The sequence below is a fragment of the Pseudomonas sp. URMO17WK12:I7 genome (assembly GCF_003269045.1).
GTDB lineage: Bacteria > Pseudomonadota > Gammaproteobacteria > Pseudomonadales > Pseudomonadaceae > Aquipseudomonas > Aquipseudomonas putida_J.
In genome coordinates, this window is sequence record NZ_QLTL01000011.1 from 88,447 (window position 1) to 102,666 (window position 14,220).

General features: G+C 64.3%; 13 protein-coding genes. 8 read left to right on the forward strand and 5 right to left on the reverse strand.

Going from position 1 to position 14,220, the window contains the following annotated elements; all coding sequences use genetic code 11:
- Positions 1–152 precede the first annotated feature (152 nt).
- From H040_RS16425 to H040_RS16435, 3 genes are all read left to right on the forward strand, one after another.
- Entirely contained in the window at positions 153–533 is a 381-nt protein-coding gene (locus tag H040_RS16425; protein ID WP_027916781.1) for a Mor transcription activator family protein, read from the forward strand.
- A gap of 64 nt (positions 534–597) precedes the next feature.
- Positions 598–1,266, forward strand: a complete 669-nt coding sequence (locus tag H040_RS16430) for a DUF2589 domain-containing protein (RefSeq protein WP_027916782.1) — start codon at positions 598–600, stop codon at positions 1,264–1,266.
- 67 nt (positions 1,267–1,333) lie between these two features.
- Entirely contained in the window at positions 1,334–1,891 is a 558-nt protein-coding gene (locus H040_RS16435; RefSeq protein WP_027916783.1) for a DUF2589 domain-containing protein, read from the forward strand.
- Between the two features lie 6 nt (positions 1,892–1,897).
- On the opposite strand, the gene H040_RS16440 is transcribed toward H040_RS16435, so the two are convergent.
- From H040_RS16440 to H040_RS16450, 3 genes are read right to left on the reverse strand one after another with little or no spacing between them, the layout of a single operon-like run.
- The gene (locus H040_RS16440; protein WP_027916784.1) at positions 1,898–5,572 is read right to left on the reverse strand and encodes a translocation/assembly module TamB domain-containing protein; all 3,675 of its coding nucleotides are present in this window, start codon (positions 5,570–5,572) and stop codon (positions 1,898–1,900) included.
- Positions 5,569–7,311, reverse strand: a complete 1,743-nt coding sequence (locus H040_RS16445) for an autotransporter assembly complex protein TamA (protein WP_027916785.1) — start codon at positions 7,309–7,311, stop codon at positions 5,569–5,571. The genes H040_RS16440 and H040_RS16445 overlap by 4 nt, the downstream gene beginning before the upstream one ends.
- 53 nt (positions 7,312–7,364) lie before the next feature.
- Positions 7,365–8,015, reverse strand: coding sequence for a GNAT family N-acetyltransferase (locus tag H040_RS16450; protein WP_027916786.1), 651 nt, complete (start codon positions 8,013–8,015; stop codon positions 7,365–7,367).
- Between the two features lie 164 nt (positions 8,016–8,179).
- Between H040_RS16450 and xthA the strand changes: the two genes are divergently transcribed.
- Entirely contained in the window at positions 8,180–8,992 is an 813-nt protein-coding gene (xthA, locus tag H040_RS16455) for an exodeoxyribonuclease III (RefSeq protein WP_027916787.1), read from the forward strand.
- Between the two features lie 302 nt (positions 8,993–9,294).
- On the opposite strand, the gene H040_RS16460 is transcribed toward xthA, so the two are convergent.
- Both H040_RS16460 and H040_RS16465 read right to left on the reverse strand, forming a co-directional pair.
- Positions 9,295–10,047 (reverse strand): anti-sigma factor family protein, encoded by a 753-nt coding sequence (locus H040_RS16460; protein WP_027916788.1) that lies wholly within the window; start codon positions 10,045–10,047, stop codon positions 9,295–9,297.
- Complete coding sequence (locus H040_RS16465; RefSeq protein WP_027916789.1) at positions 10,044–10,565, reverse strand: sigma-70 family RNA polymerase sigma factor; 522 nt, start codon at positions 10,563–10,565, stop codon at positions 10,044–10,046. Before H040_RS16465 ends, H040_RS16460 begins: the two co-directional genes overlap by 4 nt.
- A 130-nt stretch (positions 10,566–10,695) precedes the next feature.
- Here H040_RS16465 and H040_RS16470 point away from each other — a divergent pair, with 130 nt between their 5' ends.
- From H040_RS16470 to H040_RS16485, 4 genes are all read left to right on the forward strand, one after another.
- The gene (locus H040_RS16470; RefSeq protein ID WP_027916790.1) at positions 10,696–11,742 is read left to right on the forward strand and encodes a catalase family peroxidase; all 1,047 of its coding nucleotides are present in this window, start codon (positions 10,696–10,698) and stop codon (positions 11,740–11,742) included.
- The gene (locus H040_RS16475) at positions 11,739–12,272 is read left to right on the forward strand and encodes a cytochrome b (protein WP_027916791.1); all 534 of its coding nucleotides are present in this window, start codon (positions 11,739–11,741) and stop codon (positions 12,270–12,272) included. Before H040_RS16470 ends, H040_RS16475 begins: the two co-directional genes overlap by 4 nt.
- A gap of 86 nt (positions 12,273–12,358) precedes the next feature.
- Positions 12,359–13,564, forward strand: a complete 1,206-nt coding sequence (locus H040_RS16480; RefSeq protein ID WP_027916792.1) for an MFS transporter — start codon at positions 12,359–12,361, stop codon at positions 13,562–13,564.
- 79 nt (positions 13,565–13,643) lie between these two features.
- On the forward strand, positions 13,644–14,189 hold the full coding sequence (locus tag H040_RS16485) for a cupin domain-containing protein (protein ID WP_027916793.1): 546 nt from the start codon (positions 13,644–13,646) through the stop codon (positions 14,187–14,189).
- The last annotated feature ends 31 nt before the right edge of the window (positions 14,190–14,220 follow it).

The following is a 14,220-nucleotide window of genomic DNA, read 5'->3' on the forward strand; positions in this document are numbered from 1 at the left end:
CTACACCTCGCGACATCGTTGCCTGCAAGCCCTGCTCATCGAAGCTACAGCTGCCAGCCCACTTGGCGCCTAGCGACAGTTTTATCGCTCCCCGAGAATTCCCCCATGCCAACTACAGGCATCGCGCCCCATCAACCGCGAGGAAGTCTCATATGGAACTGCCAGATCTCACCTCCATCGACATCGGCCAGTTACCGCATTCGTTGCAGGCCCTGATCGAATGCATCGGCCTTGAAAACGCCTACCAGATGACCTGCGCCTACGGCGGCAGGCCCAAGTACATACCTAAATATCGAGAGCGTACCAAGCTCGCCGACGTACTCCCGGCCGATGCCCTCGACGCCTTGATCAAACGCTTTGCCGGCGTGGCCCTGGAAATTCCCAAGGCAGACCATTTTTTGCGTCAGTTGCGCAACCTGCAGATCCAGAAAGAAAGCGCCAACGGCCTGTCACGCAGCCTGCTAGCCGACAAATACGGCCTGAGCCTGCGCCAGATCGGCAACATTCGCCGCCAGGAACAATGCACTCGCTGACGGCGCCCCCATCGGCCGCCCATAGCGGCCGCCCCCTCAACGCTAAAGAAAAGAGAAGACTCTAATGTCCATCGACAACAGCCTCATCGGCTCGGTCCTCAATGCCTTGCCCATGGACCGCATGATCGCAGCACCGCTGCAGGCCATGGTCCAGGCGCAGGTGACTGCCAGCAAATCCTATGCGGACTTCCTCATGCAGGTGTGCGTACAGGACGGCAAAGCGGTTGCCATCCAGTTCGACTATGACGAAACCATCGTTGACGAACAAGGCGAGTACAAAGGCGTCGTCAGCAAGTCCATGAAGGTGCCGCTGCTGGCGGCCATCACCCACCCGAACATATCCATCGATGAAGGCAACGTCGAATTCGAGATGACCATCAGCCAGATGGCCGAAGACTTCAGCGAATCCAGCAAAAGTGGTGACCTGGCTGCCTCATTGGGCTGGGGCCCTTTCAAACTGGATGTGAAAGGCAGCATCAGCAGCAAGTCCACGCAAACCCGCAAGACCGATACCCGGGCACGCTATGCGTTCAGTACCTCGCTACGTCGCCAGGACCCACCAGAAGCCATGATGCGGGTAATCGATTTCCTCACCGAGGCCGCCACCAAGCCGACCGTGGTCAAATCCTCAACCTTGGACAGTCAGGAGTCGATCTCGCAGGCCGACACCCTCAAGACCACACCTGCCATAGAGAGCAATGCTGGCAAGAGCTCCTCTACTGATCGATTGTAATCCCGCTACGTGATTGGTCGCCCCGCACCTGCCTGTGGGGCCTCTCTCTGCCTCAGGAGCCCGCCCCATGGACAACCCACCAGCCCCCATGACCGCCCTCGACCTGCGGGATATTACCCGCGGCCTTCAAGAGGCCGCTGCTGCCACCAACAGCCTGATTGCCCAGCAGTACATCAATTTGTTCGACCAGTTCTTCGACTCCGACACCCAGGCGCTAGGGAGCCCGATGAGGGCCAAGATGGTCGAGGTTGCGATGGATGACAGGCATGTGATGCGCGTGCCACTGTTCGCCCTGGTAGCGCCCAAGGGCCTGACCCTGGAGCGCATGCAGGTGGACCTTTCGGTACGAGTAAACGCTACTGAGGGGCTGCGCACCCTGGGTGAGGAATGTGAACGGGCCAACGCTGCCAGCTTCAAGGTGACGATCGGCGCGCAGGGCCGCCAGGGCGAAGCCCGGGACCCTGACGAAGTGCAGATACGCATGCAGTTTCATGCCAGCGAACCACCCGAGGCGCTCAACCGCCTGATCGAGGAGTACACCAGACTGATCACTCCCATGCGTATACCCGACACGCCTTCGCCCACTGAAACCAACGAATTCGTCGAGGCCGCCACCGTACGCTGAAGCCCCTCAGAAGTCGCGCTTGTAGAAGATATCCAGGGAGCTTGCCAGCCCACTGGCGGCCTCCAGATACACCTTCTTGCTCAACTTGTAGCGCAGCGCAATGGTATTGGCCGGCTCGAACACCCCCACCCCGTAGCGTAAGCTGAGCTTCTCGGTCAGGTTGCCACTGGCTACCACGCTGGTGCTGTTACCGGAACCTTCGGTGTCCAGCTGGAAGTCATCGATCCCCAGGCCAGATGCCAGGCTACCGGTGATCCCGGCACTGCCCGCCAGGCCCAGGCCCAATGCCGCTTCGGCAAGCATATTGTTGTCTTCCCCCGAGGTCCCCAGCGGGCGCCCGAGTACCAGATAGGACAGTGCCTGCTCCTGGCTCATGGCCGGTTCCGAGAACACTGTGGTGTTCGGCTGCTCGGCACTGCCGCTCAGGCGAATACCGGCAATCACATCGTCAACCTTGCGGATGGCCTCGATATCCAGATATGGCTGGTCGATCGGCCCGGCGAACAGCAGCCGGGCACGGCGAATGGTCAGGCGCTGGCCGTAGGCACGGTAGCGGCCATCGGACAGGCTCAACTCACCACGGGTGTCCATGTTGTCGCCAATGTGCACATGGCCGAGCAGGTTGGCGGTCAGGCCGAAGCCGCTGAACGACAACTTGTCCTGCCCCACTACCACATCGATGTCCATGGCCATCGCCATGGGCGGTTTGCCCTCCTCGGTCTGGTGGCCGACGATGACCGTGTCGTCCGAGACCTTGACGGTCGAGGGTGGCAACTCGCGCACGGTGATCTTGCCTTTGGGCACCAGCACTTTGCCGGTCACCGCCAGTTTGTCATCGATCAGGCGCAGGTTGAGGTCTGGCGCGACTTCAAGCGTGGCATAGGGCTCGACCGTCACGGGCAACTGTTGCCCCTGCAGGCGTAGGTCCATACCCAATGCCTGGCCCCAGGTCAGGTGGCCGTTGAGCTGGCCGCGCCCGGCATCGCCGCTGCGCCAGCCTCCGTTGAGCAGCACCTGCTCACCGGCGATAGAGGCCTGCAGCGACAGCTCCTGCAGGCTGATCGGCAGCTCGGCACCGCTGACCTCGCCACCGCTGAGCATCAGGTTGCCGTTGACCTGAGGCGCAAGCAGGGTGCCGGTCAGGCGCCCACTACCCTTCAATTGCCCCGTCAGGCGCTCGACCATCGGCACGAAAGGACGGGCGATAGACAGATCCAGCCCGGCCAGGCGGAAGTCACCCGACAGCGGTTTGCCCTTGCCCAACGGGTCGAGGCGCGTATTCAGGCTCAACTCGCCCAGGCGTTCGCCGCGAAAGTCCAGGCGTGTATCGACCCGACGCGGCGCCAGGGTGCTTTCCAGACGCAAGGTCTGATAGGGGAAGTCGATCCAGCGACCCTTGTCACGCACGCGCAACGTGCCGCCACTGGCATCGACACCAACGGTGCCTTTCGGGCCGCTGGCCGGGATATCCAGGTTCACGTCGGCATTGAGCATACCCTGCCAGGCGAAGTCCTTAGGCAGCCATTGTGCCAGGCTGCCCAGCGGGAACTGCTTGAGGTGATAGCGCAGGCGTGGCTCGGGCGCCAGGCGCTGGTCCTCGCCGCACAAGCTGGCCTGGCCGGATCGCCAGCAATGGGCGCCGAAATCCAGTTGCCCATTGGCCAGCCGCTGCAGGCGGGCCGGAGCCTGCAACTGCCAGTCCTGGCCGCCAGCCTGGATCCTGCCGCTGGCCAGGCGCCCGCGCCAGTCGCCTTTGCTCAACTGGCCATCCAGGCCCAGATCAAGCGTGAGCTGCGGGCCATCCAGGGCCAAGGTCAGTGCCTGCTGACGAATGTCGCCCTTGCCATTGGCCTGCAAGGTCCCCAACAGCGTGTCGCCCAGGCGGATGCCGTTGGCCTTGAGATCAAGCACCCCGCGCTGAGCGCTGTCCAGGCGCGCCTCCAGGTCGAGCCGCTGGATGCGGTTTTCTTCCTGTGCCAGTTGCTGGCCCTGCAAAGTCAGGTTGCCCTGCGGCGCGTTCAGCGTGCCGCTGACATCCAGGCGGCCCTTGACCTGCCCCTGTAACCTCGGCCACAGCTGGCCCAGCCGCGGCAGATCGAGGTCCACACGCCCGGCCAGACGCTGCTGCAGGCTGCCGCTGCCATTGATACGGTTATCACCCAATTGCACGGCCAAGGCGCCGAGTGTCCAGTTCTGCCCGGCACCTTGCGCTTCGACCTTGAGCACCGCCGGTTGCCCGCGCAGGCGCCCCTTGAGGTCGAGCTGGGCATCCAGGCTGAGCTGTTCACCTTTCATTTCACCCTTGCTGCGCAACGGCCCGGCCAGGGTCCCGGGCAACTCAGCGAGCCAGTAGGCAGGGTCCAGGGCCGACAGTTGCAGGTCGACATCCCAGGCCAGGGTATCAGCGAAGCGCACCGCGACACTGCCAGCCGCCTTGCCCTGCCCGGCAGTCATCGCCACCTGCGGCAAGCGCAGCTGGCTCAGGTCACCTTCGAACGGGCTGGCCAGGGTGAACGCACCTGCCGGGCCATCGAGGTCACCGTTGAAGGTACCGTTGTAGTTGCCATCGCGGTATTGCACCTGAGCATTGAACCGCTTGAGTGTCACCTGCGGCGGAGTTTCGAGCGGGTACAGGCGCAGCCACGGGAAATCCTGCCAGTCGAGCTGCGCGTCAGCCTTCAGGCCTTGCTGCCAGTCAGCACTGGCCTGCAGCTTTACGCGCTGGCTTTCGCTGGCCGTCAGGTCCAGGGCATCCAGCTTGGCGCCCTTGGCGTCCACCATGCCGGTCAGCACCAGGGCGATCGGTGACTGTTCGGCCGGCAAGCTGGCGGTGCCGGACAGATGATAGCCCTTGAGCAGATCGCCCTGGGCATCCAGCACGAGCTGATTGAGCTGCAACGTGTCGGGCAGCGAAGCCGTTGGTTTGAAGGCATCGGAGCGAATCTGCAGTTTCGCCGGCAGGTGTTCGGCAAGGGCCTGTACCGTCCCGCTCAGGCGGGCATCAAGGTAGCCGCTGCTGGTGGCGTCGAGGATGAGGGACTTCTGCAGCTCGCCCTTGGCGTTCAGCGCCAGTTGCCAGGCCTTGCCCTCCACCGCCGGCAACTGCACGTGCCCTTGCAATTGCAGCGGCCAGTCGCCCTCAGGCTGCAGGTCACCCTGCACATCCACGCGCAGGTCGTCGCGTTGCAGCTGCAGGCTTTCGACGCGCAGGCCAGTTGCATTCCAGTGCGCCGCCAGATGCAAATCGCCCAGCAGGTCGCTGCCATCCAGGCGCAACTGACCCACCTTGACCTCGCCCACTTCGATGGCCAGCGGCAAGCGCAGCGTCGGCAGTTGCACAGGGCCGCTCTCGGCCGGCTCGTCACCTGGCGCAAATGCCATGTCGACGCGCCGTGCATGCAGTTGCTCGATACACAGCGTGGCCCGCAGCAGGCAAGCGGGCGACCAGTTGAGCAACGGTGCCTCGACTTCAACCCGGTTGCCGCCATCGACCCAGCTCAAACGGCTGGCCTGCCAGGTGCCCGCCAGGCGCCCCTGGAAATCGTCGAGGGTCAGCCCAGGTACCCGGCCCAAGGCCCAGCGGCTGCCGCTTTCGGTCCCCAGCAACAGGCCCAGGGCCAGGGCCACCAGCAGCACACTGCCGAGCATGCCCAGCAGAATGAATTTGAACACACGCATCACAGCTCGGGCCCCATGGAGAAGTGCAGGCGAATTCCGCCATCGTCATCGAGCGCCTTGGCCAGGTCCAGGCGCAGCGGCCCTACCGGCGACACCCAGCGCACACCGATACCAACCCCGGTCTTGAGGCTTGGCAGTTCCAGGGTGTTGAACGCGTTGCCCTGGTCGATGAAGGTTGCCACCCGCCATTTTTCGGCCAGCGAGTACTGATACTCGACACTGCCCGCGACCAGATAGCGGCCACCGATACGGTCGCCGTCGCTGTTCTTCGGCGACAGGGTCTGGTAGTCGTAGCCGCGCACGCTCTGATCGCCACCGGCGAAGAAGCGCAGCGACGGTGGAATGTTGTTCTTGTAGCCGTTGGTGGCACTGCCACCAAACTGCACCCGGCCGAGGAAGCGGTGGTTGTGGCCAAGGGTGGTCAGGCCCTTGAGCAGGACATTGCCATGCAACAGGTTGGTGTCGGACATCAGCCCTTCCTTGGCCACCTGGGTGTCGAACTGCAAGCGGTAGCCGTTATGCGGGTCGATGCGGTTGTCACTGCGCAGGTAGGAAAAACTCACACCCGGCATCAACAGTTTGCTCAGCCCCGAGTCATCGCCCAGGCGATACTCTTCGCGCTGATACTTGAGCGAGATCACCCGCTGCCAGCCGCTGGGCAGCTTGCTGTGCCACTCAGGGCCGACGGTCAGCAGCTTGCTGAGGGTGTCGGTGCCGGCGATTTCTTCGTTCTGGTAGCCGCCGGCAAAGCGCAGTTTGTCGGTCAGGGGCGGATCGAGAGGCACGTCATACCACAGACCGACGTTTTGCCGCGGTGCCGACAGTTCGGTCTCCCAGCCATAACTGTGGCCTTGCGGGTTGACCCAGTGCCGCGTCCAGTTGGCCTTGCCGCGCGGGCCGACGTCGGTCGAAAAGCCCAGGCCGAGGCCCATGGTGCGTGGTTTGCGGGTCTCGAGGCGTACATCCACGGGGATGTCTTCACCGACCGCTGCGGTGGGTGCGGCATCGACCCGCACACCTTCAAAATAGCCACTCGATTGCAGGTCGTTGTTGAGCCCGGCGATCAGTTCGGAATCGTAAGGCGTGCCGGGCTTGAACGAGACCATGCGTTGCAGCAGGTCTTCGTCCAGCGGCGTGTCACCACTGAATGTCACTGCCCCGAGGCGATAGCGCGGCCCACTCTGGTAAACCAGCTCGATGTCGGCCACGCCGGCCTGCGGGTCGACGGCCAGGCGCTGGCGCGTGAAGTGGCCACTGAAGAAGCCATAACGCGAAGCCTGGTTCTGGATCAGCCGTTTGGCATCCTCGTACAGGCCATGGTTGAGCTGCTCGCCCGGCCGTAATGCCCTGCTGTCAGGCACGCGAAAGGCCTTCATCTCGCTGGCCGGACCTTCGATGCGCACGGTCACGTTGCGCAGGCGCACAGGCTCGCCGGGGTCGATCTTGATGATCAGTTGGGGGGATTGATCGGCCTTGGCAGGCGGTTTGACTTCGGTGTCGACCTGCGCCTGATAGTAGCCAAGTGCCTGCGCGGCCTTGCGCGCCTGCTCCTGGGCCCCGCGACTGAAACGCAGCAGCGCTTCTTCATCGCGGTCACCAAGGTTACCGATATAGCCTTCGACATTGGCCTTGAGCTCCTTGTTGGCTGGTTTTACCTTCACCAGCAACTCGCTCTGGCCCCATGCTGCGAAACTGGCGGCCCAGAAAACCAGGCCCCAGGTTAGTCTTCCTGAATACGTCATGCGGCGCATGCTACCAGAGCCAAGCGCTCAAGGGAGGCGCCTGGCAGCCCACTTCAGGCAATTGATGACATCGATGACACCGGATTGGGATGAAAAAACACCCGTTCCCGGATTGGCCCTACAGCCACCTCGCCAATCTCTTCGTAGCCTTGGCGCGCGTAAAAGGCCAGGTAATGCTCGTTGCCAGAGTCCAGCACCACGCCCTGGGTATTGGGGTCCTCCGCGCACCAGTCATGAACAGCTTGTAACAATTGTTCACCGTAGTGATGGCCACGAAACTGTGGATGCACGCCCAGCAGCGGCAGCATGTGCACCTGCCCGGTCGGCAGGCAGCTGGCCAGCGCTGCCTGGTAATCCATATAGCGACGGGTACAGCGTTGGCCGGTGCCCAGTAGCATGCGCAAGCGCCAGGCCCAGCTGTCGGCCACCCCCAGGCGGCGCTGTGGCGGCACGATCAGGGCCACGGCGATCAGGCGGTCTTCCAGCAGCAGGCCGATGGCCGGCAGCTGCAGATAAAAGTGCTGGCGCACCCACTCGCGCACCATCACCCGCAGCCGGCGTTCGTAGCCTGGCCGCTGGCCCTCGAAGATATAGGCAAAAGTCGGTTCGTGCCGATAGGCGTTGTACAGCAGCGAGCGTGCCTCACGGCTGTAGCCGTCATCGAGCGTGCAGATACGTGCCTGGGCGGCAGTGGCTTCGGGCATGGCGGGCAGTCCTCCTGGAAAGGGCATATTCAGTGCCTTGGAGGTGCTCCACTGCGCATCGTTCACCTCCACCAGCACGTTAGCAGTGCCTGAACGCGGCTGCCATGCTGGTGATGAACGCCGATGTCGGCTAGCATCCGGCCTTTTACCAGGATTGTCTTTCCATGAAGATCGTCTGTTTCAACATCAACGGCCTGCGGGCCCGCCCGCACCAGCTGGCGGCGCTGATCGAAAAGCACCAGCCGGACGTGATCGGCCTGCAGGAAACCAAGGTCAGCGACGATCAGTTCCCCCTGGCCGATGTCCAGGCCCTGGGCTACCACGTGCACTACCACGGCCAGAAGGGCCATTATGGCGTCGCCCTGCTCTCGCGCCAGGCGCCGCTGAGTCTGTTCAAAGGCTTTGCCACAGATGAAGAAGATGCCCAGCGACGCTTCATCTGGGGTACCTTCGCCGATGCCGACGGCAACCCGATCACGGTCATGAACGGCTACTTCCCGCAGGGCGAAAGCCGCGACCACCCGACCAAGTTCCCGGCCAAGCAGCGCTTCTACAGCGACCTGCAAGCGCTGCTGGAAGGGCAGTTCAAGAACGACCAGCCGGTACTGGTGATGGGCGACATGAACATCTCGCCCCAGGACTGCGACATCGGCATCGGCCCGGACAATGCCAAGCGCTGGCTGAAGACTGGCAAGTGCAGCTTCCTGCCGGAAGAGCGCGAGTGGATGGAGCGCCTCAAGGGTTGGGGCCTGGTAGACAGTTTCCGCCACCTGCACCCGGAAGTGGCCGACCGCTTCAGCTGGTTCGACTACCGCAGCCGCGGCTTCGAGGACGAACCCAAGCGCGGGCTGCGCATCGACCTGATCATGACCTCCCAGGCCCTGGTGCCGCGGATCAAGGCGGCTGGAGTGGACTATGAGCTGCGCGGGATGGAAAAACCTTCGGACCATGCGCCGATCTGGCTTGAGTTGAGTTGAGTTGAGTTGAGTTGAGTGATGTGGGGCATGCCGTCAGGGATGTGGCGCCGGTAAGAGCGAGCGCCGCCCGCGCGGCGCATCGCGGATGAATCCGCTCCTACATCTGTTGCAAGGTGGCCATGCCTGTCAGGCCATGGTTGTCAGCCTTGTTTGTAGGGCTCAAGGCATTCGGCAAGGCAGGCGACCATGGCGCTACAGGTTCGGCACGTTGCAACAGATGTAGGAGCGGATTCATCCGCGATGCGCCGCGCGGGCGGCGCTCGATCTCAAACCCGCTGCATGCCTCAAGCCCTACCCACCCGCTACAACCCCAACCGCAACGCCTCCCCCACCCCCGCCCCACGCCCATCGTCCGCCGCGCTGACCAGGGCAAAGTTGTACGCCCCGTGCGACCAGTAGCGCGCTTCCAGTTGCCCATCGACCCGCTGCCCCTGGGGCATGCGCTGATAGCGATCACCCGGCGAGCGCAGGAACAGGCTGATGCGCTGGCCGTTGCGATCCTGGAACACCAGCAGCGCCGCCGGCCCCTGTTCGTTGCTGAGCAACCGCGCCCCGACCGGCTGGAAACCATACCCCGCCAGATCCGGCAACTGCCCCACACGGCTGAAATGCCGGCCCAGCCAATCGCGCAACTGTGCCGGGTCACTGGCCTGGATATCCAGCGCCTCGCTGCCGGCGAACAACCGATGGGCCTGCACTGCATCGGCCATCGGCAGCTCATTGCCCGCCAAGGTGACCTGGCGTGCTTGCCAGCCCCCCAGCCCGCCGACGCCCAGCGCCAGCAACAATACCGCTGCCGATGCCAGCCGCCGCTGCCGGCGCTGGCGCACCCGCTGCTGTACCTGACGCAGGTCGAGCGTCGCCACACCCGGCTGCTCACCAAAGCCGGCCAACGCCGCGCGCAAGCGCCGGGCATCGGCGCGCCAGGCCTCGACCCGCGCCGCTTGCTGCGGATTGGCCGCCAGCCAGGCCTGTACCTCGGCACGCCGCGCCGGCTCCAGGCGGTCGTCGACAAAGGCGTGCAGTTCGTCTTCACCAGGAATCAGGCGTGTCATTTGAGTCTCCGCAAAGCCGGCGGCTGGGGGTTGCCCTCGGTCAGTTCACGCAAGGCAGCACGGGCACGCGACAGCCGCGACATCACCGTGCCAATGGGGATTTCCAGGGCCGCTGCGGCCTCCTTGTAACTGAGCCCCTCGATGCTGACCAGCAACAGCAAGGCCCGCTGCTCGGTGGACAGATGGGCGAAGGCCTGCAAGTCAGCCTGGGCCAGCACGATATCCTCGGTATTGTCGCCCACCGCTTCGTGCGCCATTTCGCCGCGGCCGAACCACGACAACCAGCGGGCATGCAAGCGCTCGCGGCGCTTATTATCGAGAAACAGCCGATACAAGATGGTGAAAAGCCAGGCCCGCAGTGCCTCGGCTTCGCGTTGCTGGCCACGGCGGCTCAAGGCGCGCTCGACCGTGGCCTGTACCAGGTCGTCGGCGCTGCCGGGTTCGCGGGTCAGCCACAAGGCAAAGCGGCGCAGGCGCTGCAGCAGCTCACGCCACTGCTGTTCGTCCAGATCGTGCATGGTCAGGTACCGGGCGCTGGGGTTGTCAGTGTATGGGGCAGACGCCTGGGGAGAAAATCTATTCCCGTTGATGGAATAAGTTTTTCCCTGCGCCGTCGTACCGGCACCTTCACTGAACCGGATGACCACCATGAACTCACCCTTGCAAGGCCCCGCCAAGGCGCTGCGCCTGGCCGGCATAGGCGCCGTGATGCTGGCGCTGGGCGCCGGCTTTGCCTATGCGGCCGGCTGGATCGGCGGGCCGCAGCTGACACCGCAGCGCATCATCGATACCTTCGAGGCCCAGGCCGGCCACTATCCGGGCTATCGCAAAAACCACGCCAAGGGCCTTTGCATCAGTGGCTACTTCCAGCCCAGCGGGCAGGCCGCAAACTTGTCGACCGCACGGGCCTTCAGCCAGGCGCGGGTGCCGGTGATCGGCCGCTTCGCCATCGGCGGTGCCAACCCGTTTGCCCCTGACACCGGCGTGCCGGTGCGCAGCCTGGCGATCCAGCTAAGCACCGATGACGGCCAGATCTGGCGCACCGGCATGAACAATCCACCTGTGCTGGCGGTCAGCAACCCGCAGGGTTTCTACGACCAGGTACTGGCAGGCGCCCCCGACCCGGCCACCGGCAAGCCAGACCCGGCAAAGCTGCAGGCATTTTTCGCTGCCCATCCGGAAAGCGCAGCGTTTCGCCAGTGGGCGGCCAGCTACAAACCCAGCGACAGCTTCGCCAGCACCCAGTACCACAGCATCAACGCCTTCCGCCTGATCGATGCGAACGGCAAGGCGCAACCGGTACGCTGGCAGCTTGAACCGCAAACGCCATTCAGCGCATTGCCCGGCCAGGTCGATGACAAGCAGTTCCTTCAGCACGACCTGCAACAGCGCCTGGCCCAAGGGCCGCTGCGCTGGACCCTGCGCCTGGTCCTGGCAGACCCGGGCGATGCCGTGGACGACCCGGCCCGCCCATGGCCAGCCGAGCGGCGCAGCGTCGATGCCGGCACCCTGGTGGTCGAACAGGTGGACGCCCCCGAGCAAGGCGCCTGCCGTGACCTGAACTTCGACCCGTTGATCCTGCCCAGCGGCATCGAGCCCTCCGCCGACCCGATCCTCGCCGCACGTTCGGCCGCTTACTCGGAATCCTTCAACCGCCGCAGCCGCGAGTCTCTCGGCGCAGGAGCACAGCGATGAAACCCGAAGTCTTCCACCCGTTGGCACGCCTGGTTCACTGGCTGATGGCGATCCTGATCATCAGCATGCTGTTCATCGGCGTGAGCATGGTCGGTGATCTGTCACCACGTCACCCACTGCTGGTCGAACTGCACAAGGCCACGGGCCTGGCATTGCTGATACTGGTCATCGTGCGCATAGGCCTGCGCCTGAGCTTGCCACACCCGCCGCTGCCAACCGACCTGCCGGCCTTGCAGCGCTTTGCCGCAGGCGCCTCGCATTTGCTGCTCTATGGCCTCATGCTGGCCATGCCCTTGCTGGGCTGGGCGATGCTATCGGCAGGTGGCTATCCACGCCCCCTGCAACTGCCGGCCATCGCGCCGCACGACCTGCAGCTATATGCCGTGCTGCGCCAGGCGCACGGCTGGGCTGGCTATCTGCTGTTCGCCACCGTGCTGGTACATTTGGGGGCGGCGCTGATGCATGCATTGGTGCGCCGGGACGGCGTGTTGCGTAGCATGTGGCCAGGCCCCGTGCGGCGCAGCGAATGAAAGGCTGATAACCCGGGCGGGGTCGACAAAAAGCAATAATTCTCATTAAGCTCGGCAACTTTCTGTCGACTCGCCTGGACTGCCCGATGAATGCCGCAAAGGACCCTGCCCTGCTTACCCCTGCAAACACCCTGGACATGCGCCCGCTGCTGCTGGCCAACATGGCCTGCACCATGTCGATGATGGCTTTTGTCGCACTGATCGGGCCGATCTCGCGCCTGCTGGGCATGGCCACCTGGCAAGCTGGCGCGGCGGTGACCGTGGCCGGCGTGGTCTGGGTGCTGCTGGCGCGCCCGTGGGGGCGGTTGTCTGACCGCTTGGGGCGCCGCCCTATCCTGCTGCTGGGCAGCGCCGGCTTCACCTTGGCCTACTGGCTGCTGTGCCTGTTTGTGGAGGGGGCGTTGCGCTGGCTACCGGGGGCGGGCCTGGCGTTTTTCGGCCTGATGCTGGCCCGCGGTTGCATCGGCGCCTTCTACGCCGCCATCCCGGTGGGCTGCAACGCGCTCATTGCCGACCATGTCGAACCACAGCGCCGGGCCCGGGCCATGGCTTCGCTGGGTGCGGCGAATGCCGTCGGCCTGGTGGTGGGGCCCGCGCTGGCGGCAGTGCTGGCACAGCACAGCCTCAGCCTGCCGTTCCATGTCATGTCGCTGCTGCCGGCCAGCGCCTTCCTGGTGCTGCTGTTCAAGCTCAAACCACAACCCCTTGCGCAGAACCCTGCGCCCAGCCCCGTCCGGCTCAGCGACCCACGCCTGCGCCGGCCATTGCTGGTGGCGTTCAGCGCCATGCTCAGCGTCACGGTGTCGCAGATCGTCGTCGGCTTCTTCGCCCTCGACCGCCTGCAGCTGGCGCCGACTGATGCCGCCCAGGCTGCCGGCATCGCCCTGACCACCGTCGGGGTGGCGCTGATCCTGTCGCAGGTGTTGCTGCGCCAGCTGGAGTGGCCGCCGTTGAAGATGATCCGGGTCGGCGCCAGTGTTTCGGCACTGGGGTTTGCCTGTGGCGCACTGGCCACCACGGCGCCGTGGCTATGGAGTTGCTACTTTGTCGCCGCAGCTGGCATGGGCTTCGTGTTCCCGGCGTTTTCCGCGTTGGCGGCCAATGCCATGCAGGCCTCGGAACAAGGCGCCACCGCAGGTTCCATTGGTGCAGCCCAGGGCATGGGCGCGGTGATCGGCCCACTGGCCGGGACGCTGGTCTATGCCGTGGACCCGCGCTTGCCGTTCCTGGCGGTGGCGCTGTTGCTTTTGCTGGTCGGGCTATGGCCGCTGCCGTGCGAGCAACGGGCCTGACAAGCACAGCGCGCAAGCGCGCAGAGTGTGTTTTAATGCGTCGCTAATTATTTTAAACACCTCTGATTACAAGGCGGCTATGGACACGGGGACGCGACTCAAACTGGTGCGTGAACGCAACAACCTCTCCCAACGGGAACTGGCCCGCCGCAGCGGGTTGACCAATTCGACGATCTCGCAGATCGAACAGAACCGGGTCAGCCCGTCGGTCAGCTCCCTGAAAAAACTCCTCGAAGGGATCCCCATGACCCTCGCCGAGTTCTTCAGCTTCGACGAGCCGGTGCGGGAAGAGCGCTTCGTATTCCGCGCCAGCGAGCAACCGGACCTGGGCCGGAACGGCCTGCGCATGCTGCTGGTCGGCGCCAGCGTCGAAGCCCGGCAGATGCGCATGCTGCGCGAGCTCTACGCGCCGGGTGCCGACTCCGGCGAGCCGATCGTGCATGCCGAAGGCGAAGAATGTGGCCTGGTCACTCGTGGCACGGTGGAGCTATGGGTCGATGGCCAGGTGAGCATCCTCAACTCAGGCGATGGTTACTACATCCCCACTACCCTGCCGCACAGCTTCAAGAACATTGGCCAGGACGAGGCGGAAATCATCAGCGCCAACACCCCGGCAAATTTCTGAATCCGGAAGGGCCTCGCCCTTGGCGAGGCCA